A 22,251-nucleotide genomic window follows, 5' to 3' on the forward strand; every position below is an offset into this window, starting at 1 on the left:
CCATGACCCGCGTCGTTCGCTTTCACCGGCATGGCGGTCCCGAAGTGCTGTGCATCGAGACCGTCGACGTTCCACCGCCGGCAAAGGGCGAGGTGCAGATCCGGGTCAGGGCGCTCGGTCTCAACCGTGCGGAGGCGCTGTTGCGGACGGGCACCTATATCGAGACCGCGACATTTCCGTCCGGCCTTGGCCTGGAGGCGGCAGGTATCGTCGAGGCGATCGGTGAAGGCGTGGCCGGCTTTGCGCCGGGCGATGCAGTCAGCATCGTGCCGCCGCTGTCGATGGTGCGATGGCCGGCCTATGCCGAACTCGCGACGTTTCCGGCCGAGCTCGTCGTGAAGCATCCGCCCGAGCTTGGCTTCGAGGCGGCGGCTGCGGTGTGGATGCAGTATCTGACGGCCTACGGCGCGCTGGTCGACATCGCCGGACTTGGGCGAGGGGATGTCGTCGCCATCACGGCGGCATCGAGCAGCGTCGGGCTTGCGGCCATCCAGATCGCGAACCGGATCGGCGCTGTCCCGGTCGCCCTGACGCGGACCTCGGCCAAGCGGCGCGCCTTGCGCGATGCCGGCGCCGCGCACGTGATCGCCTCGGACGAGGAGGACATCGGAGCGCGGTTTGCGGAGATCGCCGGTTCAAACGGCGTCCGCGTGGTGTTTGACGCCGTCGGAGGTCCGGCATTCGAGCCGCTGACCGCGGCGATGTCACCGGGCGGAATCCTGATCGAGTATGGCGGGCTGAGCCCCGCGCCGACGCCGTTCCCGCTCTTCAACGTGTTGACCAAGAGCCTGGTCCTGCGCGGCTACCTCGTGCACGAGATCATCCGCGATCCCGTGCGCCTTGCGAAAGCAAAGGCGTTCATCCTCGACGGGTTGTCAGACGGCAGCTTGAAGCCGGTGATCGCCAGAACGTTCCCGTTCGAGGAGATCGTCGAGGCGCATCGCTTCCTGGAGTCGAACAATCAGTTCGGCAAGATCGTGGTGACGATCTAAGCGCGCGGTGCGTGGCTCACATCGCGGCGATCAGCCCCCCTCGAATATTCTCTTGCGGGCATTTTCGACATGCGTGCGCATGGCGCGGCGGGCGCCGTCCTCGTCTTGTGCCTCGATGGCCTCGAACACGCGGCGATGCTCCTGCTGCCCCCTGAGAATGCGGCCGCGCGGCTGAATGAGCGACAGGTTGCGGTTGAGATTGACGCCAATGGCGATCTGCTCCCTCAACGACGTCAGCGTCTCGACAAAGAACCGGTTGCCGCTCGCCTCCGCAATCGTGCGGTGGAAGAGGAGATCTTCCTCGACACCAAGGCCGCCCTCGCGCCCTTGGGCAACCATCGTATCCAGCCTGGTCAGGACCTGCTGAATGCGGCGCAGGCTTTGTCGGTCCCGGTTGCGGGCGGCGAGGGCCGCGGCATCGCCTTCGACCGCCATCCGGAAGATGAAGCAGCGCTGGATGTCGGGGATGCTACTGACGGGCGCGAAGTCGAAGGCATTGGCGGCCGGGCGCCGCGTCACGAACCATCCCGCGCCCTGGCGTGATGCGATCAGCCCGTCGTCGCGCAATCGCGTCAGCGCCTCGCGAACGACGGGCCGCGACACGCCGAGGAGTTCGGCAAGGCCATTCTCGGGCGGTAACCGGCAGTTCACGGGAAGGATGCCGATCGCGATCTGACCCAGCACATGGTCGTAGATCCGGTCGCTCAATCGTCCCGTCGAGGACGACAGCGGCAACTCCGCGGATTTCATCGCAGGCTTTTTCAAGTCCGGCTCCGTCCGGTTTTGCGTTCGGCTTCCAAACAAGTTTTTGACATTTCAGTCCGTGCACAAGGCACTCGGGCGGCAGTTCGAAACAGCCACAGAACAGACCGCTTGACAACCAGCGAAGATTTCGTCGATGTTTGCCTTACAAATAAATAACAAGTTGCGCAAAAAATAAAGCGCGTGGGAGGCGAGAATGAAACCGAGGTCAGCAACCCCAATGGTCGCCGTCCTGTTGGGGGCGTGTCTTTGCAGCGGAGCCCTGGCCGCTCGGGTCAGTCTTTCGATCATCGATACCGGCGGTGACCTGGCCTCGGTGCAGACCATCATCGAGAACTACAAGAAGGCGAATCCGGACAAGGTCAGCGAGATCAGGATCCAGCGCGCGCCCGCGCCGGAGCTTCCGGCCAAAATCAAGGCGCAGCAGGATGCCGGACGCCTCGATATCAATCTGGTGCTGACCGGGCAGGATGGCGGCGCGCTGCTGGCCCAGAACGGCCAGCTCATCGCCATCCCCGATTATCAGAAGAACTTTCCGCGCGACGGCCTCACCGACGCGGGCAAGGCGCTTTACGACGAGGGCAAGGGCGTCCTCATTCCGTCAGTCGGCAATGCCGGTGGACCGGTGCTGATCTACAATCCGGCGAAGGTGCCGAGCCCGCCGAAGACCGCGCAGGAACTGCTTGCCTGGGTGAAAGCGAATCCGGGCAAGTTCATGTACGCGCGTCCGGCGAACAGCGGGCCGGGCCGCGCGATCCTCCAGGGCTTTGCCTTCATTCTTGGGGACTCCAAGCCGCTCGACCCCGAAAAGGGCTGGGACAAGAGCTGGGATTTCCTGAAGGAGCTCGGCAAGTCCGTCGAATATTATCCGACCGGTACCGCGATCACGTTGAAGGAATTCGCCCAGGGGCAGCGCTGGATGATCGCCGGGATCATGGAATGGGACATGAAGCCGCGCGCGCAGAGCGTGATCCCGCCGGACTCGAAGATCGCAATTTTGGAGAACACCACGTTCGTGGTGGACGGTCACTATTGGTGCATCCCGAAGGGTGTGCCGCAGGAACAGGTCGATGTCATCGTCGACCTCATGAAGTTCATGTGGAAGCCGGAGCAGCAGGCGCTCACCTGGAAGGCCTTCATCGGTCCGGTCGTGAAGGCCGCAGCCCTCGCATCGGCGCCCAAGGAAATTCAGGACGAGGTCAAGGAGTTCTGGCGTCCTGAATACGATCAGATCGGGACCAAATGGAAGGTATCGCCTCCACTGGGCGTGACCGAGCTGAGCTACGCGATGGAACGGTGGGACCGTGAGGTCGGTGCCGATCAGGTCAAGAAATAACAATAACCGGGACCAAGACGCGAGGGCGCGCAGGTGCGGCCCTCGCGCGCGTATGCGGGGCGGGGAATGGCCGACTCTATCGATAAGCTGCAGATGTCGATCACCAAGCGTTATGGCGGCAAGGTGGTGCTCGACCACTTTCCGCTGGAGATCGGCGGCCGCGAGTTCGTCACCTTCCTGGGGCCGAGCGGGTGCGGAAAGTCCACGGCGCTCGGCATCATCGCAGGCCTGGTGCCGCCGAGCGACGGCGAGATCCATCTCAACGGACGACGGATTGACGATGTCTCGCCCGAAAAGCGCGGGTTCGGCATGGTGTTCCAGAACTACGCGCTGTTTCCGCATCTGACTGTGTTCGGCAACGTCGCCTTCGGCCTCACTCTCCAGAAGCGGCCGTCTGTGGAAATCGAGCAGCGCGTGCGGGACATGCTCGGTCTGGTGCGTCTTGCCGGTTATGAAGACCGCTATCCCGGTCAGCTCTCGGGCGGACAGCAGCAGCGTGTCGCCATTGCGCGGGCTCTTGTGCTGCACCCTCGGTTGATGCTGTTCGACGAGCCGTTGTCCAACCTCGACGCGAAGCTCCGCGTCGAGATGCGCGCCGAGATCAAGCAGCTGCATACGCGGCTTGGCCTGACCTCCATCTACGTCACCCACGACCAGGCCGAAGCTCTCTCGCTCTCCGACCGCATCGTCGTGCTACGCGAAGGTGTGCTCATGCAAGTCGGGACGCCGCAGGAAATCCACGACCGCCCCAAGAACGTCTTCGTGGCGGATTTCATGGGCTTTCGAAATTTCCTCGATGTGACACTCGGCAAGGAAGCGGGCGGTATGATCGAAGCCGGTTTCAAGGGGCAAATCCTGCAGGCCAGGGCCAGGGATAGCTTCCGCCTGGGCGAGCACGCCGTTCTGGCTATCCGGCCGGAAGATGTGCGTCTCGGCAAGTCTGGTGATGGCGTCAACGTGCTGCGCGGCAAGGTCGAGCTGGTCGAATATCTCGGACGCGAGCAGGAGGCCGAGATCGCGCTCGATGGCGGCGCACGGCTCTGGGTCCGTTCGCACGAGAAGCTCGTTTTGAGCGAGATGCTGGATCTGACCTTGCCGGCGGACAAGTTCGTCCTGCTGCGTCGCGAGTGAGGGGACAGATCGTGGGCCGCATCCGCTCTGATTCTCGCAGCGAACTGGACCTCGTCGCGATCCTCTGCCTTGCGCCGTCGCTGCTCTACGTGCTCGCGATGTTCGTCTACCCGTTCCTCTACGGGATCTACATCAGCTTGCAGCCGAAGAAGCGCGACGCCGGGATATTCTCGAACTATGTCGCGTTCTTCAACGACGCCTACCAGTACAATACGATCAAGACGACCTTCATGTTGGCGTTGCCGACGACGGTCGCGGTCGTGTTGGTTGCGCTGTTCCTCGCATACGGCATGCGTCGTGGCATCTGGTTCGAGCGCACCATCACGACCATTCTCGTGCTTCCGATCTCGCTCGGTGTCGTCTTCCTGTCGGAAGGGATCCTCGGCTTCTACGGCCACAATGGCTGGCTCAACCAGTTGCTGCTTGCGGTCGGATTGATCCAGAACCCGCTCGAGCTGACGCATAATTCTATCGGCGTCACCTTCTCGCTGTTCATGCAGAACTTTCCGTTCTGCTTCCTGATGTTGCTCGGTTACATCTCCGGCATCGACCCGAGCCTGGAAAGCTCCGCACGCATGCTGGGCGCCGGGCCCTGGACCATCTTCCGGCGTGTCATGTTCCCGTTGATCGCACCGGGCCTGATCATCGCGTTTGCCCTCGTCTTCGTGATGAGCTTTGCGGTGTTTCCATCCGCGGTGATGGTTGGCCAGCCGGCCGGCTCGACGCGGACGATCTCGATCGCGGCCTACCAGCAGGCCTTCGAGCAATATGACATGTCCTACGCATCTGCGATCGCGGTCATCATGGGGCTCTGCCAGCTCGCGGCGCTGGTGGTCATCGTGCTGGTGCGTCGCCGTATGACGATTGCAACAACCATGGGCGTCGGCAAACGCTGAGGGGAAGCAGATGCGCGGACGGATGTGGAAATTGGCGATCTACCTGTTCCTGCTGGGGTTCATCCTGAACCTGCTCGGCATCGTGACGCATGTCGTGGTCAGCTCGTTCGCCAAACGCTGGTTCGGCAAGCCGTTGCCGCCGGCGTTCACGACGGATTGGTTTACCTACGCCTGGCGGGAGTTCGAGCTCTCCCATGTTCTCTTCATCACGCTGTTCATCGCGCTGGCCGTGGTCTTCATCGCGCTCGCGATCGGATTTCCGGCGGCCTACGTGCTGGCGCGGCGGAATTTCAACGCCAAGCCGGTCCTGCTGCTGCTCTACTTCCTGCCGCTACTGATCCCTCAGATGACCTACGGCATTCCGCTTGCCACGACGCTTTATGGGTTCGGTGTCGGAGGGACGGTCATTGGCGTCATTCTCGCCGTGCTCGTCCCCATGGTTCCTCTTGCGGTCTTCATCCTGTTGCCGTTCTTCGAGCAGATCAGCTTGAATCTTGAATGGTCGGCCCAGATGCTCGGCGCGAGCCGGCTGCAGATATTCCGCCGCATCCTGTTGCCGCTGATGCTGCCGGGCATTTTGACGGCGGGTCTGCTGGTTCTCGTGAATACGATCTCGAACTTCGAGCTGGCGTTTCTGCTCGCGGGCGGGGGATCGCAGACCCTGGTCGTCGCGCTGTATTACAACGTCTTCGCTGGCGGTGTCCGGCCGGTCTATTCGATCGATGCGATGGCTGTCATCTACATGTGCACCGTCATGGCCGTGCTGCTGGTCGCATTGCGGTTCGTGCGTCCGACGCAGATGGTGTTCAGGCTCGACGGCAGGCGCAACTGATGCGATCGCGACCCCTGAAATGATTTCGGCGCCCCACACCGTGGAGCGCCGAGGTTGTTTGGCTGATCGCTAGCCTTACGGCAGCTTCAGCGAGGTCTCCGCGTTGTACGGCTTCAGCGTCTCGTCGGCGGCCTTCTGGGCGGCGACCAGCGCCTCCTTCGGCTGCTTCTTGCCGTTGAGGACCAGCATGACCTCGTCCTCCAGCGTCTTGCGGACCGGCACGGTCTTGTAGGTCGCGAACCAGGGTTTTGCGACGTCGAGCTGCTCGACGGCGGTCTTGGCGTCCGGGTTCTTGTTGAGGAAGTCGACCATGTCAGGCGTCTTGTAGGCGGCCATGTTGGGCGCGAAATAGCCGGTGGCACTGCTCCACCAGGCGCTCTTCTCGGGCGAGGTCATCCACTTGATCAGGGTCCAGGCAGCCTTCTGCTTGTCGGCTTCGAGGCCGGCCGGAACGATCAGCGAGGCGCCGCCGATCGGCACGGCGTTGCGGACGTTGCGCGGGATGAACGCGACCTTGTAGTTGAACTTGGCGTTGTCGCGCACATAGGTCAGCGAGCCCGTCGAGAGCATCATCATCGCGGCATTGCCGGAGATGAAGGAGGTGCTGACGGCCGGTCCCGGCGTCGCGCCGGGGGCATGAACCTTGTGCTTGTAGACGAGGTCGTTCCACCAGGTCAGCGCGCCCAGCATCGAGGGCGTGTCGTAATAGACCTCGCCGCCGAACTCCTCGTTGTAGTAGCGCCCGCCGTTGGTCATGGTGAGCGTTTCCATCATCCAGCCACAATAGTCATAGGCGCAGGGGATCGCGATGCCCCATTGGGTCACCTTGTCGCCCTCGCGCTTGGTGAGCTTCTTGGCCCAGTCGGTGAGCTCGGCCCAGGTCTGCGGCGGCTTGCTCGGATCGAGGCCGGCTTCCTTGGCCTTGTCGGCGTTGATGTAGAGCAGCGGCGTCGAATTGTGGAAGGGCACGCCGTAGACCGAGCGATTGATCACCGCATTGCCCTGGAGCGCCGGGAAGAACTGGCCGAGAAACTGGTCCTTGGTGGTGCCGTCGGCGGCGATTAGGGGATCGAGATTGGTGAGCTCGTTCTCGATCTGCATGTCGAGCAGGAAGTTCGCCGACATGATCACGGCGGCCGGCGGCTTGCCGGCCTTGATCGACGCGCGCGTCTTGATCAGCGTGTCGTCATAGGAGCCGGTGTAGACGGCGGTCGCCTTGATGGCGGGATGGGTCTCGTTGAACTCCTTGATCAACGTGCCCATGTCGCGGGCGAGCTTGCCGTCGACGGGAACGGGGAAGAACAGGTCGATCTCGGTCGGGCCTTCGGCCATCGCCGGGACGGCGAGGGCGCCAGCCATGGAGCCTGCCATGGCAAGGCCAAGCATGAGCCTGCGGGTAAACAGCATCGAAAACTCTCCTATTTGATGCCTGAGGTGACGAAAGAACTGATGAAGCGCTTCTGGAAGATCAGGAAGGTGATGAGCAGCGGCGCGATCACCATGAGCGTGCCGGCGGCGATGGTGCCCCAGGCCTGCGTGCCTTCGGCGGTCGCGGTGAAGACGGACAGACCGACCGTGAGCGGCCGCTTGTCCGGCGAGTTGATCACCATCAGCGGCCACAGGAAGTCGTTCCAGTGGCTGGTAACGGAGATGATGGCGAAGGCGGAAAAGCTCGGCATCGACAGCGGCACGTAGATGTGGCGGATGCGCTGGAGAAGGCTGGCGCCGTCGATCAGGGCGGCGTCTTCCAGCTCGGTCGGAATGGCTTCGAAAGCCTGTCGCATCAGGAAGGTGCCGAAGGCCGAGGCGAAGAACGGCATCATCACGCCGGCGAGCGTGTCGTAGAGCCCGAGCTGCGCCACCAGGCTCAAATTCGGCACGATCAGCAGCACCGGTACCAGCATCAGCTGCATCAGGAACAAATAGAAGATCAGCGTCTTGCCGGCGAATTCGAGCCGCGCAAAGGCAAAGCCGGCCAGCGTGATCGTGACGAACTGCACCAGCAGGATGCCGGTGCAGATGATCGTGGTGTTGAGGGTGTAGCGCGGGAAATCGCCGATCTCCCAGGCATCCCTGACATTGTCGAGCGTGGGCTTGAGGCTCGGGATCAGCTCGGCCATCACGTTGATGCCGTCGGACGCCGGGCGCAGCGTCGCCACGCCCATCCACAGGAACGGGATCAGCCAAACGATCGCGAGCAGCACGGTCAGCAGAAAGCCGAGCTTTGGCGTGATCTCGCGGCGCGTGGCGAGCGGGGCGTCCCTAAGCAGCCAGTCGATCAGCGTCATGCTCCGCCCTCACGATTGGCCATCGTCCGGAAGGAGAGCGCGGTGAGGCCCATCAGCGCCGCAAGCGTCAGTAGCGTTGCCGCCGAGGCCTTGCCGATGTCGTAATGCTCGACCGCCTGCTGGTAGATGTAGAACAACACGAGATTGGTCGAGTTCGACGGTCCGCCTTTGGTCATGACGAAGACGTGGTCGACCTGCGTGACCGCGTTGAGCGTGGCGATGACGATGACGAACAGGAAGGTGGGCTTGAGCTCGGGGAGGATGATGTAGCGCAGCCGCATGAACGGGCCGGCGCCGTCGAGATGCGCGGCTTCCATGACATCCTCGGGCACGGCCTGCAGGCCGGCGAGGAAGAACAACATGTAGTAGCCGGCGTTCTTCCAGATGGTGATCACCATGATCGCATAGAGTGCGATGTCGGGGTCGCCGAGCCAGTTCGGCACCACCGGAAGCAGGCGGCCGATGTAGTAGTCGAGCAGGCCGACATTGGGCAGGAAGATGAACAGGAACAGCGCGGAGGCCGCGACCATCGGGATCAGCACCGGCAGGAACAGCGCGGCGCGCAGCGCGCTGCTCACCGCATTGGTGCGCGACAGCGCCAGCGCGAACAGGAGTGCAAGTCCAATGCTCGGGATCGCCGTGCCGATGGCGTAGACGAGATTGTTGACGACCGCGCCGGTGAAGGCGGGGTCGGCTAGCACCGCACTGACATTGTCGAGGCCGACGAAGCGGACCGGCGCCTTCGGCGTGGCGCGCTGGTAGAGCGCGTCGATGAGCACGCGGCCCATCGCGCCATAGGTGAACAGTGCGAGGAAGACCAGCGATGGCAGAAGCAACAGATAGGCAGGCAGCGAGGCGTTGAAGCGGCCTACAAACCGCTTCAGGACGTGCCGACGCGGTGCCGCCGATGCCGCGACCGGAAGAGCCGCGGGTTCAGCTAGGCTCATTTCACCGTGCCGCGAACTTGAGCGCATAGTCGCGGCCGTCCATTCCCGCCGGTGGCTCGAAGGGGAAGCGCAGACTGGTGTCGAGGAAGTCGTGGCTGTGCACGACCAGGTTCTCGCCGTCGATCAGCACCACGCCATAGGCCGGCGGCTCATGGCTGGCGAGATGGTCGGTCGCGGCAGCGTCAAGCTCGAACCAGACCTGGTGGTTGGTGCCGCGGAGCGTCGAGAACGGGATCTTGCCGTAGCTACCGAAGATCGGCCGGTGCACGTGGCCGAAGAAGAGGTGACGGATGCGTGCGCGATAGGGCGCGATCACCTCGGCGAATTCGGCGCTCTGCGCCAGTGCGATCTCGTCCATCGCGTGGACGCCGACCGGGAAGGGCGGATGATGCATGAAGACGACGAACGGCATATCGGCGGGCGCGGCCGCCAGCGTGCTCGCGAGCCAGCCGAGGCGCTTGGCGCACATCTCGCCGGCGTGGCTGGTTTCGTCCAGCGTGTCGAGGAAGACGAACAGGCCGTGCTCGGTGGTGCGGGTGCCCTGGACGAAGCCGTTCTGGTCGCGCGGCGCGGCCTTCAGTCCGTCGAGGCAGGCCACGCGCTTGTCGTGATTGCCCACCATGGCGATATAAGGGATTTTCAGAGCGGCCATCGCCTCGGCGAAATTGGCGTAGGATTCAGGCTCGCCCCAATGCGTGAGGTCGCCGGTCACGACTGCGAAGGCAGCATCGGACTGGTGTTTGTTGATGTCGGCAACCGCCGCGTCCAGCCGGGCGCGCGGATCGAGGCCATAGAGCTTCAGTCCGGGGTTCGCGAGATGCGTGTCGGTGATGTGGATGAATTTGAAGGGCATGGCGCGTCAGGACTGTTGGAGGATGGGCGCCTCCGGCAGGACGTCCCTGACAGGCCGTTAGAGCGCCAGTGTTTCAGTTTGATGACAGCGGTTCCTACGGCGCGTGGAAGGTGTGGACATGCTTGGGACGACCGGGCGAGCGTACTCTGCGGCCGAATGACCTCTCACGATTGAGGCGCAAGATGCGGTCTACCTTGCCGCGAAGATGCGGTCGTGGTTTGCTCATACGGCGCACCGAATTTGCATCACGAGACCTCCGAATGTTGCCGCCGCGTGGCCTCCCCAAGCTGGGTTTGCTTGCCGTCTCCCTGCTGCTTGTCGTCCTCTCCGCCGTCCCCGATGCGGCGCGCGCCGAATTCAATTTCGCCCGTTACAAGGAGACCGATCTCGACGAGTTCCTGGCACGGCGGCGACCGGCCACCGGCCTCGACGTCTACCCGATGTCGCCGCTGAAGCTCGACGTCACGCTGGCCTCCCACGGGGAGCCGTGCGCAAGTGGCGCGCTCAAGCGATCGCTGATCATGAGCGGCATGCCCAAGACCGACGCCGACGCCTTGCAGGCGACCAACTGCATCACGGTCCGCTCCGCCAAGGGGCGCGAGCTGAAGGTCTTCATCCAGGATGTGGTCTACGGCTTCTTGCCGGCGGAGGTGCCGGTTGGGGACAAGCTCTCGCTCTATGCGATCCATGCCTTCACGTCCCCCGAAGGGCCGGGACTGCTGGTCAATGAATTCCTCACCCCGCGCAGCTTTCCGCGCGCCGACAAGCCTGCAGACAAGACGATGACCTCCTGTGGATGCTGGACCCAGGACGAGCATCCCGGTGTCGATTTCACCTCCGACAAGGCAGGCGGCCCGGTGGCGGCGATGGCGGACGGCGTCGTCGTCAAGATCGAGACCAGCGAGCAGGCGCCGGCTGACCTGCCCGTGATCGGCGGTTGCGGCCGCTACGTCGTGCTCAAGCACACCTATCCCAACGGCGGCGTCGTCTACACGCGCTACGTCCAGCTCGGCCGCATCGTCGGTCCGAAGGGCGAGCCGCTTGCGGTCGGCGCGAGCGTCAAGGCCAAGGACACGATCGGCGAGATCGGCCCGAACAAGGTGCTGCATTTCGAGATCCGCCCCGTCGCGCCCGGAACGACGACGACGAACAAGGCCTGGGCCGAGCGGTACGCCAATGTGCCCGACATGGAGTGGTCCCGCTACGATCCCGTCGATCCGCAGAAGTTCGACGCGGCGTCGTTCGGCGGGATCAGGAAGGCGACGAAGTAAGAAGGTGCGTAGGGTGGATTAGCCGAAGGCGTAATCCACCACTGTGAGCCAACTTCAAGTTGTGTTATCGGTGATATGTCCGACTACCGCCGCGCATTCATCCCCGGAGGGGGCTGGTTCTTCACCGTGAACCTGCTCGATCGGCGGAAAGCTCTTTTGACCCACCACATCGAAATCTTACGGGACGCGGTCGCCGCAACGCGCCGGAGCCATCCTTTCGAGATCGATGCTTTCGTAGTTTTACCGGATCATCTCCACGCGATCTGGAAGCTGCCACCGGACGATGCCAATTTTTCGGTCCGCTGGAGGCTGATCAAGACGCGATTTGCCAAAGCACTCCCAGCGAATGAGCGGCTGAGCGTTGTCCGTGCGGCGCGGAACGAACGCGGCATCTGGCAACGCCGGTTCTGGGAGCATCTGATCCGTGACGAGGCCGACTACGCCCGCCACGTCGAATATTGCTATTACAATCCCGTCAAGCACGGTCATGTCTCGAAGGTTTGCGATTGGCGGTACTCGTCATTTCACCGCGATGTGCGGGCTGGATTATTTCCCGAGGATTCGGGCGGTGACGCCAAGATCGCGGGCGAATTCGGTGAGCGGGCGTGACGATCGCGTTAGCTCGTAGGGTGGATTAGCGAAGCGTAATCCACCTCTGTACTCTCGTCTGGTTGAGAGAAGCGGTGGATTACGCCTTCGGCTAATCCACCCTACGCACCGAGTTTGTTGCTATGTCCCGCAGAACGTCTGCAGCACTCGCTGGTCCGGCAGCGGCGGATCGGCGTAGGCGGCATAGTCCGGCTGCTCCTCGAACGGCTTGGCCAGCACCTTCACCAGCTCTTCGAACGGCGCGTAGTCGTCGTTGTTTACCGCGGCCTGGATCACGGCCTCGACGCGGTGGTTGCGGGGGATGAAGATCGGGTTGGCGGCGTGCATGGCGGCTTGCCGCTCGGCTGCGGCCTGCGGCTCCAGCGCGGTGCGCTCGCGCCAGCGTCTGGCCCAGTCGTCGAAGGCTGAGGGGTCCATGAACTGCGCGCGGACGTCGGCAGCGGCGGCCTCGTCGCCTGCGGCGTCACCGAGCTTGCGGAAGGTGAGGGTGAAGTCGGCCTGGTTCTTGGCCATGGCATCCAGCAGGTCCTGGATCAGCGCCTCGTCGCCGTCGCGTTCCGTGAACAGGCCGACCTTCTTGCGCAGGCCTGCTTGATAGGCGTTGCTGAAGGTCTCGGCAAAGGCGCCGAGAATGTCCTGGGCTTCGGCGACCGCCTTCTCCTGGTCGTCGGAGAACAGCGGCAGCAGGCATTCGGCGAGCCGGGTCAGATTCCACAGCGCGATGCGTGGCTGGTTGGCATAGGCGTAGCGGCCCATCTCGTCGATCGACGAAAACACCTGCGCGGGGTTGTAGGCGTCCATGAAGGCGCAGGGGCCGTAATCGATGGTCTCGCCGGAGATGGAGCTGTTGTCGGTGTTCATCACGCCGTGGATGAAGCCGACCAGCAGCCAGCGCGCGATGAGATCGGCCTGACGCGCGACGACGCCGGCGAGCAGGGCGTGATAGGGGCGCTCTGCATGGAGCAGATCCGGATAGTGGCGGGCGATGACGTGGTCGGCGAGCCGGCGGATCGCGCCGGTGTCGCGGCGGACGGCGAAGAACTGGAAGGTGCCGACGCGGATGTGGCTCGCGGCGACGCGCGTCAGCACAGCGCCGGGCAGCGCGGTCTCGCGGATGACGTGCTCGCCGGTGACGACCGCGGCGAGCGAGCGCGTGGTCGGGATGCCGAGCGCAAACATGGCTTCGCTGACGATGTATTCACGCAGCACCGGACCCAACGCAGCACGGCCGTCGCCGCGGCGGGAGAACGGGGTGGGGCCCGAGCCCTTGAGCTGGATGTCGCGGCGGACGCCGTCTTGGTCGATGACCTCGCCGAGCAGGATCGCCCGGCCGTCGCCGAGCTGGGGCACGAATTGCCCGAACTGGTGGCCGGCATAGGCCATGGCGATTGGATCGGCGCCAGCGGGAACCGTTTTCCCGGCCAGGATTTCGGCACCCTCAGGGGTCTCCAGCAGATCCGGGTCGAGCCCGAGCTGGACCGCCAGCGGGCGGTTCAGCTTGATCAGCCGGGGGGCGGCCACAGGGGTCGGCGCGACCCGGGCAAAGAAGCTGTCCGGCAGTGCCGAATACGAGTTCTGGAAGGGGAAATGGACGGTCATGGAGGTAAAGATAGGCGGGGAACGCCTGATGGCAAAGGCTTGAGGCCCAATCGGCCAAAAATGGGCGCTTCTGGCCCCAAAACAGCCCGTTCCCTTAGTTGCCGCCTCCGGCCTCGTCGGGTAAACCCTGCCGCAACTTCGGACCGGTCGTTTCAGGCCGTCCGATTCGACCCCTCCGACATTAATTTTGGGACGACCATGCATCGCTACCGGTCACATACATGCGGCGCGCTCCGCGAGAGCAACATCGGCGAAACAGTTCGCCTCTCGGGCTGGGTCCATCGCGTTCGCGACCATGGCGGCGTGCTGTTCATCGACCTGCGCGACCATTACGGCCTGACCCAGTGCGTGGTCGATCCGGACTCGCCGGCGTTCGCGCTGGCCGAAAAGCTGCGCTCGGAATTCGTGGTCAAGATGGACGGCAAGGTCCGCCGCCGCCCCGAGGGGACCGACAATGAGGATCTGCCGACCGGCAAGATCGAGATCTATGTCAGCGAGATCGAGGTGCTCGGACCGGCCGGTGACCTGCCGTTGCCGGTGTTCGGCGATCAGGAATATCCTGAAGACATCCGCCTGAAGTACCGCTTCCTCGATTTGCGCCGCGAGAAGCTGCACCAGAACATCATGACGCGCGTCGAGATCATCAAGTCGATGCGTCGGCGCATGGAGGGGCAGGGCTTCTTCGAGTTCAACACCCCGATCCTGACTGCGTCCTCGCCGGAAGGCGCGCGCGACTTCCTGGTGCCGTCGCGCATCCATCCCGGCAAGTTCTATGCGCTGCCGCAAGCGCCGCAGCAGTACAAGCAGCTGCTGATGATGTCGGGCTTCGACCGCTACTTCCAGATCGCGCCCTGCTTCCGCGACGAGGATCCGCGCGCCGACCGTCTGCCGGGTGAGTTCTACCAGCTCGACGTCGAGATGAGCTTTGTCACGCAAGAGGACGTGTTCGCGGCGATGGAGCCCGTGATCACCGGCGTGTTCGAGGAGTTCGCCAAGGGCAAGCCGGTGAGCAAGAACTGGCGCCGTATCCCGTTCGCCGAAGCGCTACGCAAATACGGCAGCGACAAGCCGGACCTGCGCAACCCGATCGAGATGCAGGACGTCTCCGAGCATTTCCGCGGCTCCGGCTTCAAGGTCTTTGCGCGCATGCTCGAAGACCCCAAGAACCAGGTCTGGGCGATCCCGGCGCCGGGCGGTGGCAGCCGCGCGTTCTGCGACCGCATGAACTCGTGGGCGCAGGGTGAAGGCCAACCCGGTCTCGGCTACATCATGTGGCGCGAGGGCGGCGAGGGCGCGGGTCCGCTCGCGAACAACATTGGGCCAGAGCGTACGGCTGCGATCCGCGCGCAGATCGGCGTCAAGGAAGGCGATGCCGCCTTCTTCGTCGCCGGCGACCCCGACAAGTTCTGGAAATTCTCAGGTCTTGCCCGCAACAAGGTCGGCGAGGAATTGAACCTCACCGACAAGGAGCGGTTCGAGCTCGCCTGGATCGTCGACTTCCCGATGTACGAGTACAACGAGGACGACAAGAAAGTCGACTTCTCGCACAACCCGTTCTCGATGCCGCAGGGCGGTCTCGACGCGTTGAAGGGCCAGGACCCGCTGACCATCAAGGCGTTCCAGTACGACATCACCTGCAACGGCTACGAGATCGCCTCGGGCGGCATCCGCAACCACGTGCCGGAAGCGATGGTGAAGGCGTTCGAGATCGCGGGTTACGGCGAGCAGGAAGTGGTCGACCGCTTCGGCGGCATGTACCGCGCCTTCCAATACGGCGCGCCGCCGCATGGCGGCATGGCCGCGGGCGTCGACCGCATCGTGATGCTTCTGTGCGGCACCAATAATCTGCGCGAGATCTCGCTTTTCCCGATGAACCAGCAGGCCATGGATCTGCTGATGGGCGCGCCGTCGGAGCCCAGCACCAAGCAGCTCCGCGAGCTGCATGTGCGGGTGAATCTGCCGCAGAAGTGATCTGAGCCGGTTTTCGGTCCCGTACCCCGGACGCAGCGCAGCGCGACTTCGGCGGTGCGCTGCGGAGCCGGGGCCCACGTCTCGGCGAGCAGCGGCGCTTCTGGGTCCCGGCTCTGCGCAGCAGCGTAAGAACGCTGCAGCGCGTCCGGAACACAAGACCACCGCCGTCGCCTACAGCCCCGTCGACGCCTCGATCCTGAACTGCGCCAGCGCGACGATCGGCTCGCTGTTCAGTGCGTCCATGAGCTGAAGCACCGGCACCTTGCCGAGCGGGGTCAGCTTGATCGTCAGCGTCTGACCTGAGGTCTCGACGAAGCCGGCGAGTGCATCGACCGCCGCTTTGGCATCGAGATTGGCGGCCGTGACCTTCTCGCCCTGCGCGCGGATCATCTCGGCGATGGCGCTGCGGGCGGCGTCGCGGCTGACATTCTGCATGCGCGAGAACTGCGCCACGATCAGATCGACGACGCCGCTGTCGCGCAGGGAGAGCTCGATCGCGCCGGTCTCGACCTGCGCCGCCTGGCCCATGGCCTGCGCCGGGTCGGTCGTGAACAGGCCGCGCGGCACGTTGGCGAGCGCGAAGCGGGCCTGAGCTTTGGCAAGGTTGCCGAGATCAATGGTGGCGGGCGCAAGCGCAAACGCGCCCGACGACTCGGTCCAGGCGGCACCGAGATCGAGGTCGATCGCCAGCTTGTCCACGCCCGCCATGATCAGCGGCCGCTGCGCCGGACTGGAGGGATCGGTCGGCGTGACCATCTTCACGACCAGATTGGCCTTGCTCGGGATCGATCCGACCAGCTGGCCCCAGTTCAGGCTGATCGTATCGATGGTGACGAGCTGCCGCGTGTTCTTGTAAGGCGAGACCACGCCCTTGATCTCGGCACCTTCGAGCACCCGGAACAGGCCCAGCAGCTGGTCCGGCGAGGGCGCCTGGCCGGGATTGGTGAGGCCGGTTGCCCAGCGCATCAGATTTGCCATGCTGAAGGATTTCAGCGCGAAGCGCTCCATCTTGAACTGCCCTTGCGGCGACGGCGTATCGACGCCTTCGACGGCGAAGTCGCCCTCGCGGTACCTGACCGCATTGATCTTGGCTGTTCCCTGCGGCGTCCCGATCGACGTCTTGCCCATCTCGGCCTTGCCGATGCGAACACCCTCGTAGACCCCGGCGAGCTTCTCCAGCAGCTCGCGCGCCTGCGCCGGCGCCAGTGGGACGGATTTGTCCTCCGGCAGCCCGGCAAAAATCTCGGCCGGCCGGAATTTCGACGGCTGCACGGCGATGTCCTCGATGGTGAAGCTGTCGATATCAACGCGCATGCCCTGTGCCGATTTGAGCGCATAGGGGCCGACCGAGACCTGCCGGTAGATCCGGCGGTAGCTGTCGTCACCCGCCGCCTGCGGATCGAGCGTAGCGAGGATCGCGGTCGCGTCGAAATCGTTGACGATGATGTTCGACAGCTCGCCTGTCAGCTTGTCCGGCTTGCCTGGCTGCTTCACCTCGACCGAGATGACGGCGCGGTCGGCCTTCATCGCATCGATCTTGCCGTGCTTGAGGTTTTGGATCGCCAGCCCGGTATAGGTGAACTCGCCGCTGCCGGCGGCAGCGTTGCCGGAATCGAAGCTCATCGTCAGTGTCGGGGCCGTAAGCGACGAGGCCGTGACGCCCGTGTACTGGCTGAGCGCATAGCGGTACATCTCGATCAGGGAGTTGTCCGCTGGCGCAGCCGCGGCGTGAACGGGACCGGCGTAGTCGCGCATCGTCAATTGCGGGATCTTGTAGGAGACTTTCAGTTTTGCCGGGGGAGCCTGGTCCAGTGCGACCTCAACACCGGTGATGTCGATGCTGTCGGCCGAAAACCTGATATCGTCGACCAGGCGAACGCCCGTCCCTTTGATGCCGGCGATCTTGATCTGCGCCTGCGGCAGGTTGCCGGGAGTGACCGCGATATCCTCGATCGTCAGCGTCCAGGTCGCGAGCTCGAACGTGATCTTGCCGTGGCTCGCCTTGCCGCCCTGTTGGCGCATCTGCTCGAACGCCGCCTCGACCTCGCTGGTCGCGCGGTGCTGGACATAGAGGTTGAAGCCGAACCATCCGCCCGCGGCAAGCACGGCTGCCACGATCAGGCCGATCAGGATCCGCTTCATTCCCAGCTCCAGTTGCCCGTTTTGCACTGCGCAACCTGCCATATTCGGGAAATCCCGCGCGGTCTAGGGAAAGCTAGCGCTATCAGGTATTTGACCATGCGCCCTGTTGATGGGGCCGTAATCGGATGTTGCCACCGGGGCGCCCGCCGTGCTTCATCCCGTTTCCATGACCCGGAAATACCGTCCGCTTGGGCGGCGGCTCCGGATGAGGCATTTTGAAGCCGGTAACGCGAGGCGAGACACCGCATGTCGTCTTATTCTGATGATCTCCACCAGGCGGCGCTGGCCTATCACCGTCTGCCGCGCCCCGGAAAGCTTGAGATCCAGGCGAGCAAGCCGCTGGCCAACCAGCGCGACCTCGCGCTTGCCTATTCTCCGGGCGTTGCCGCCGCCTGCACCGAGATCGCCAAGAACCCGGCGGAAGCCGCCACGCTCACCACCCGAGCCAATCTGGTCGCGGTGGTCTCGAACGGCACCGCGGTGCTCGGCCTCGGCAATATCGGCCCGCTGGCCTCCAAGCCGGTGATGGAGGGCAAGGCCGTCCTGTTCAAGAAATTCGCCGGCATTGACGTGTTCGACATCGAGATCGCCGCCGACACCATCGAGCGCGTGGTCGAGACCGTGGCGGCGCTCGAGCCGACCTTCGGCGGCATCAATCTCGAGGACATCCGCGGACCGGAATGCTTCGAGATCGAGGCGCAGCTGAAGGAGCGCATGAAGATCCCGGTCTTCCATGACGACCAGCACGGCACCGCCATCATCGTCGCCGCCGCCATCACCAATGGTCTCAGGCTGAACGGCAAGAAGCTGTCCGACGTCAAGATCGTGGCGTCGGGGGCGGGGGCCGCCGCGATCGCGACGCTCAACCTTCTGGTATCGATGGGCGCGCAGCGCAAGAACATCTGGGTCTGCGACATCGACGGCCTCGTGCATGAGGGCCGCAACACCACGATGGACCGCTGGAAGGCGGTCTACGCGCAGAAGACCGACAAGCGCACGCTGGGCGACGTCATCGGCGGCGCCGACATCTTCATCGGGCTGTCGGCACCCGGCGTGCTCAAGCCGGAGATGGCCAAGGCGATGGGCGACAAGCCGCTGATCATGGCGCTGGCCAATCCGACCCCGGAGATCATGCCGGAGGAGGCGCGGAAGGTGCGCCCCGACGCCATGATCTGCACCGGCCGCTCCGACTATCCGAACCAGGTCAACAACGTCCTGTGCTTCCCCTTCATCTTCCGCGGCGCGCTCGACGTCGGCGCCAGCGCCATCAACGAGGAGATGAAGCACGCCGCCGTCGAGGCCATCGCGCAGCTCGCGCGCGAGGCGCCGTCGGATGCGGTCGCGCAGGGCTTTGACACCGGCGAAACGCAGGGCTTCGGCCCGGGCTCGCTGATCCCGAGCCCCTTTGATCCCAGGTTGATTCTGCGCATCGCGCCCGCCGTCGCCAAGGCGGCGATGGAGTCGGGCGTCGCGACGCGCCCCATCACCAACTTTGACGAATACACCGCGCTGCTCGAGCGCTTCGCCTTCCGCTCCGGCCTCGTCATGAAGCCGATGTTCGCCAAGGCCAAGACCCAGCCGGTGCGCGTGATCTACGCCGAAGGCGAGGACGAGCGCGTGCTGCGTGCCACGCAAGTGGTGCTGGAGGAGAAGCTGGCGACGCCGATCCTGGTCGGGCGTCCGTCGGTCGTCGAGGCGCGCATCAAGCGCTTCGGCCTGTCGATCAAGGCAGGCAAGGATTTCGACCTCGTCAATCCCGAGGACGATCCGCGCTATCGCTCCTATGTGCAATCCTATGTCGAGGTCGCCGGCCGCCGCGGCGTGACGCCGGATGCGGCGCGCACGGTGGTGCGCACCAACAACACGGTGATCGCCGCGCTCGCGGTCATGCGCGGGGAGGCGGATGCCATGCTTTGCGGCGTCGAAGGCCGCTACATGCACCACCTCCGCCATGTCCGCGAGATCATCGGCTTCTCCGCGGGGATCATCGACTATGCGGCACTGGCGCTGCTGATCACCAGCAAGGGCGCCTTCTTCATCGCCGACACGCAGGTTCGGCCCAATCCGAGCGCCGAGGAGCTCGCCGAGATCGCCTCGCTGGCGGCGGTCCACGTCCAGCGCTTCAACATCAAGCCGAAGATCGCCTTCGTCTCGCACTCGGATTTCGGCAGCTACGACACCGAGTCCTCGCGCAAGATGCGCCGGGCGACCCAGCTGTTGAAGGAGAAGCATCCGGAGATCGAGGCCGACGGCGAGATGCAGGGCGACACGGCACTTTCAGCTGCTGCGCGGAAAATGGTGCTGCCGCACTCCAAGCTCGAGGGCGAGGCCAACATCATGATCATGCCGAGCCTCGACACCGCCAACGTCGCCTATCAGATGATCAAGTCGCTGGCGGATGCGCTCCCTGTCGGCCCGATCCTGATCGGCCCGGCACGCCCCGCCCATATCCTCACGCCCTCGGTGACCGCGCGCGGCATCCTCAACATGACGGCCGTTGCGGTCGTGGAAGCGCAGGAGCGCGCTGCACGGCAGCAGCCGACGTTGTTTACGTAAGATGCCGTCTTACCCTCTCCCCCTGTGGGAGAGGGTGGATCGCGGCGTTAGCGGCGAGACGGGTGAGGGGTCTCTATCCACGAGTCCCACCGCTATTGAGCTCGCGGAGAGATACCCCTCATCCGGCGCCATAGCCGAAGCTTCGCTTCGGCGTTCTTAAGAACGGCGGCCGCAGGCCGCCTATGCCACCTTCTCCCACAAGGGGCCTGTTGCGTTATCGGCTCTTGAGGCTGAAGACGTCAGGAGCGAGTGCCCTGGTCCCGGCAATTGCCTGGCAAGATCTGTAGTTGTCGCCCTGAGCGGGCAGCTCACGCGGCGATCGTGGCCCACCGCCTCATGTTGAAGGCGATCGAGGCGAGCAGGACTTGCCCGGTCGCCTTGATCAGACCGACGTAGCGGATGCAGGTCAGCCGCATGCGGCGTTTGAGAGTAGCGAAGGTGGTCTCGACCTGGGCTCGTCGACGCGCGATGAGGAGGTTGTAGCGTTTGAGCCTGGGCGGCAGTTCCGGGTGATGTCTGTTGGGCCGACGAGCGATGCGGGGCTTCTTGCCTTCCGCCTTCAGCCGGGCCCGTCGGGCATGGGTGTCGTAAGCCGCATCGGCCCAGACCACGGCTTCATCGCCGCGGATCAAAGCGTCCGCCGGTGTCGTATCGTTGACGTTAGCGGGTGTGGTCAACACCGCGCGGATCAAGCCGGATCCTTCGTCGACACCGACATGGGCCTTGTAGCCGAAGGTCGAGCCGCTTTTGCCCTGCCGTTTGGCAAACCGGGCATCAGGATCGTTTGAGGGGCGATCCTCCTTGGGCGGAGCCGAGACTGCCTGGATCAAGGTCGCATCCAGCATCGTGCCGCGCTTGAGGATCACGCCGGCATTCTCAAGCTGACGATCCAGTTCGCCAAACAGCTTCTCCAGCAGGCCTTGTTCAACGAGCTGGTTCCGGAAGCGGTTCAGGACCGTGTGGTCGGGCGTCGCATCCTCAAGGCTCAAACCGACGAAGCGCTTGAACGACAACCGGTCGCCCAGCGCTTCCTCGAGTTCGCGCTCCGAAAGACCATACAGCGACTGCAACAGCACAGCACGAAACAGCACCAGCACCGGATAGCCTGGTCGACCGGGCCCCCCTTCATCCCGCAAATGGCCGATCAGCTTCTCGAACCGGTACCACTTGACCAGGCCAGCCAGCCGATCCAGCGCCGCATTGGCGCCGGCTCCCTTCGGCATCAGCGCTTCCACAAAGCTCGGCTGTCCCGTCCGCTTGACCGCCATCGCTACCCTCCAAGGCTTTGCCCTAGGGAATCACAATTGACGAATTACGCAACAGGCCCACAAGGGGAGAAGGTGCACCGCCCGTGCCGCCAACTTTGAATTGCTCGCAGTTCGCCATTTCCCCGTTTGTAAACCGGCGCACGACTCTTCATAATCGCCCGGTACTCTCGTCAAGACGCCTTTTTCAAAAAGCCTGAGCCAAGAGGCCGATCATGCCAGCGTTCGTGACTTTCGGGCGAATCCTGTTCGCCGTGCTGTTCATCTACACGGGCGCGACCAAGTTCTTTCCCCTCCAGGCGACGGCCGATTTCATCGCCACCAAGGTGGTGGTGCCTGAGGTCATCGAGTCCTACACCAAGCAGATCGAGACGGCGACCGCCATGACCACGCCGCAACTGCTGGCGATCGCGGGCGGTGGGCTCGAGATCATTGCAGGCCTGATGATTGCGCTGAACTTCGGCGCGCGCTTTTTCGCATTGCTCATGATCATCTACATCGCGGGCTCGACCGTCCTGTTCTCCGATTTCTGGAATCAGGCCGCGCCCGACAACGCCAGGATGGTGGTCGATGCGCTGAAGAATCTCTCGATCATCGGTGCGCTGTTCATGATCATGGGCTATGGCCGCGCTACGCGCTCGGCCGAGACGGCCTATGGGGACGTGTAAAGCGAGTTGATGGCTCGTCCGTTTGCGACGAGTGCATGAACCATCATTCACAGATTATGGTTTTGAGATCACAGCGGTTCCACAAAATCGTGGCCGCTGCGGATCGACCGGTCTCTCCACTTGTCGGAATCCG

The 22,251-nt window shown here is 63.9% G+C and carries 18 protein-coding genes; 10 read left to right on the plus strand and 8 right to left on the minus strand.

The features are described from left to right. Nucleotides 1-2 precede the first annotated feature (2 nt). Nucleotides 3-992, plus strand: a complete 990-nt coding sequence (locus AB7245_RS20585; protein ID WP_439034792.1) for a zinc-dependent alcohol dehydrogenase family protein — start codon at nt 3-5, stop codon at nt 990-992. A 30-nt stretch (nt 993-1,022) separates the two neighbouring features. On the opposite strand, the gene AB7245_RS20590 is transcribed toward AB7245_RS20585, so the two are convergent. Further along, nucleotides 1,023-1,757 carry a FadR/GntR family transcriptional regulator gene (locus AB7245_RS20590; protein WP_208086459.1) on the minus strand — a complete coding sequence of 245 codons (735 nt, stop codon included), beginning with the start codon at nt 1,755-1,757 and terminating at the stop codon, nt 1,023-1,025. Between the two features lie 193 nt (nt 1,758-1,950). Here AB7245_RS20590 and AB7245_RS20595 point away from each other — a divergent pair, with 193 nt between their 5' ends. From AB7245_RS20595 to AB7245_RS20610, 4 genes are all read left to right on the plus strand, one after another. Then, nucleotides 1,951-3,090 (plus strand): ABC transporter substrate-binding protein, encoded by a 1,140-nt coding sequence (locus AB7245_RS20595; RefSeq protein WP_439034793.1) that lies wholly within the window; start codon nt 1,951-1,953, stop codon nt 3,088-3,090. A 66-nt stretch (nt 3,091-3,156) separates the two neighbouring features. Next, nucleotides 3,157-4,221, plus strand: a complete 1,065-nt coding sequence (locus AB7245_RS20600) for an ABC transporter ATP-binding protein (protein WP_208086461.1) — start codon at nt 3,157-3,159, stop codon at nt 4,219-4,221. Between the two features lie 11 nt (nt 4,222-4,232). Then, on the plus strand, nt 4,233-5,117 hold the full coding sequence (locus AB7245_RS20605; protein WP_071914578.1) for an ABC transporter permease: 885 nt from the start codon (nt 4,233-4,235) through the stop codon (nt 5,115-5,117). A gap of 10 nt (nt 5,118-5,127) precedes the next feature. After that, the gene (locus AB7245_RS20610) at nt 5,128-5,949 is read left to right on the plus strand and encodes an ABC transporter permease (RefSeq protein ID WP_014495741.1); all 822 of its coding nucleotides are present in this window, start codon (nt 5,128-5,130) and stop codon (nt 5,947-5,949) included. 75 nt (nt 5,950-6,024) lie between these two features. On the opposite strand, the gene AB7245_RS20615 is transcribed toward AB7245_RS20610, so the two are convergent. From AB7245_RS20615 to AB7245_RS20630, 4 genes are read right to left on the minus strand one after another with little or no spacing between them, the layout of a single operon-like run. After that, complete coding sequence (locus tag AB7245_RS20615) at nt 6,025-7,356, minus strand: ABC transporter substrate-binding protein (protein WP_439034794.1); 1,332 nt, start codon at nt 7,354-7,356, stop codon at nt 6,025-6,027. Between the two features lie 11 nt (nt 7,357-7,367). Next, on the minus strand, nt 7,368-8,237 hold the full coding sequence (locus AB7245_RS20620) for a carbohydrate ABC transporter permease (RefSeq protein WP_085402888.1): 870 nt from the start codon (nt 8,235-8,237) through the stop codon (nt 7,368-7,370). After that, nucleotides 8,234-9,184 carry a carbohydrate ABC transporter permease gene (locus AB7245_RS20625; protein ID WP_439034795.1) on the minus strand — a complete coding sequence of 317 codons (951 nt, stop codon included), beginning with the start codon at nt 9,182-9,184 and terminating at the stop codon, nt 8,234-8,236. The genes AB7245_RS20620 and AB7245_RS20625 overlap by 4 nt, the downstream gene beginning before the upstream one ends. A gap of 1 nt (nt 9,185) precedes the next feature. After that, nucleotides 9,186-10,037 (minus strand): phosphodiesterase, encoded by an 852-nt coding sequence (locus AB7245_RS20630; protein WP_208086464.1) that lies wholly within the window; start codon nt 10,035-10,037, stop codon nt 9,186-9,188. Nucleotides 10,038-10,297: 260 nt separating this feature from the next. Between AB7245_RS20630 and AB7245_RS20635 the strand changes: the two genes are divergently transcribed. Next, the gene (locus AB7245_RS20635) at nt 10,298-11,308 is read left to right on the plus strand and encodes a M23 family metallopeptidase (protein WP_208086465.1); all 1,011 of its coding nucleotides are present in this window, start codon (nt 10,298-10,300) and stop codon (nt 11,306-11,308) included. A gap of 75 nt (nt 11,309-11,383) precedes the next feature. Then, on the plus strand, nt 11,384-11,917 hold the full coding sequence (locus AB7245_RS20640) for an REP-associated tyrosine transposase (protein WP_135215315.1): 534 nt from the start codon (nt 11,384-11,386) through the stop codon (nt 11,915-11,917). Nucleotides 11,918-12,037: 120 nt separating this feature from the next. Here AB7245_RS20640 and AB7245_RS20645 read toward each other — a convergent pair whose 3' ends face one another. After that, entirely contained in the window at nt 12,038-13,516 is a 1,479-nt protein-coding gene (locus AB7245_RS20645) for a protein adenylyltransferase SelO (RefSeq protein WP_208086466.1), read from the minus strand. 198 nt (nt 13,517-13,714) lie between these two features. On the opposite strand from AB7245_RS20645, the gene aspS reads away from it, so the two are divergent. Further along, complete coding sequence (gene aspS / locus AB7245_RS20650; protein ID WP_439034796.1) at nt 13,715-15,487, plus strand: aspartate--tRNA ligase; 1,773 nt, start codon at nt 13,715-13,717, stop codon at nt 15,485-15,487. Between the two features lie 171 nt (nt 15,488-15,658). On the opposite strand, the gene AB7245_RS20655 is transcribed toward aspS, so the two are convergent. After that, a complete protein-coding gene (locus AB7245_RS20655; protein WP_439034797.1) occupies nt 15,659-17,629 on the minus strand; it encodes a hypothetical protein in 1,971 nt (656 codons plus the stop codon). Nucleotides 17,630-17,875: 246 nt separating this feature from the next. Between AB7245_RS20655 and AB7245_RS20660 the strand changes: the two genes are divergently transcribed. Continuing rightward, nucleotides 17,876-20,185 carry an NADP-dependent malic enzyme gene (locus AB7245_RS20660; protein ID WP_063983646.1) on the plus strand — a complete coding sequence of 770 codons (2,310 nt, stop codon included), beginning with the start codon at nt 17,876-17,878 and terminating at the stop codon, nt 20,183-20,185. 308 nt (nt 20,186-20,493) lie between these two features. Here AB7245_RS20660 and AB7245_RS20665 read toward each other — a convergent pair whose 3' ends face one another. Continuing rightward, a complete protein-coding gene (locus AB7245_RS20665; RefSeq protein ID WP_085398127.1) occupies nt 20,494-21,453 on the minus strand; it encodes an IS5 family transposase in 960 nt (319 codons plus the stop codon). A 212-nt stretch (nt 21,454-21,665) separates the two neighbouring features. Here AB7245_RS20665 and AB7245_RS20670 point away from each other — a divergent pair, with 212 nt between their 5' ends. Then, nucleotides 21,666-22,118 carry a DoxX family protein gene (locus AB7245_RS20670; RefSeq protein ID WP_208086468.1) on the plus strand — a complete coding sequence of 151 codons (453 nt, stop codon included), beginning with the start codon at nt 21,666-21,668 and terminating at the stop codon, nt 22,116-22,118. The last annotated feature ends 133 nt before the right edge of the window (nt 22,119-22,251 follow it).

Source organism: Bradyrhizobium sp. 604_D8_N2_3 (assembly GCF_051810765.1).
In the GTDB taxonomy this organism is placed as follows: Bacteria; Pseudomonadota; Alphaproteobacteria; order Rhizobiales; family Xanthobacteraceae; genus Bradyrhizobium; species Bradyrhizobium barranii.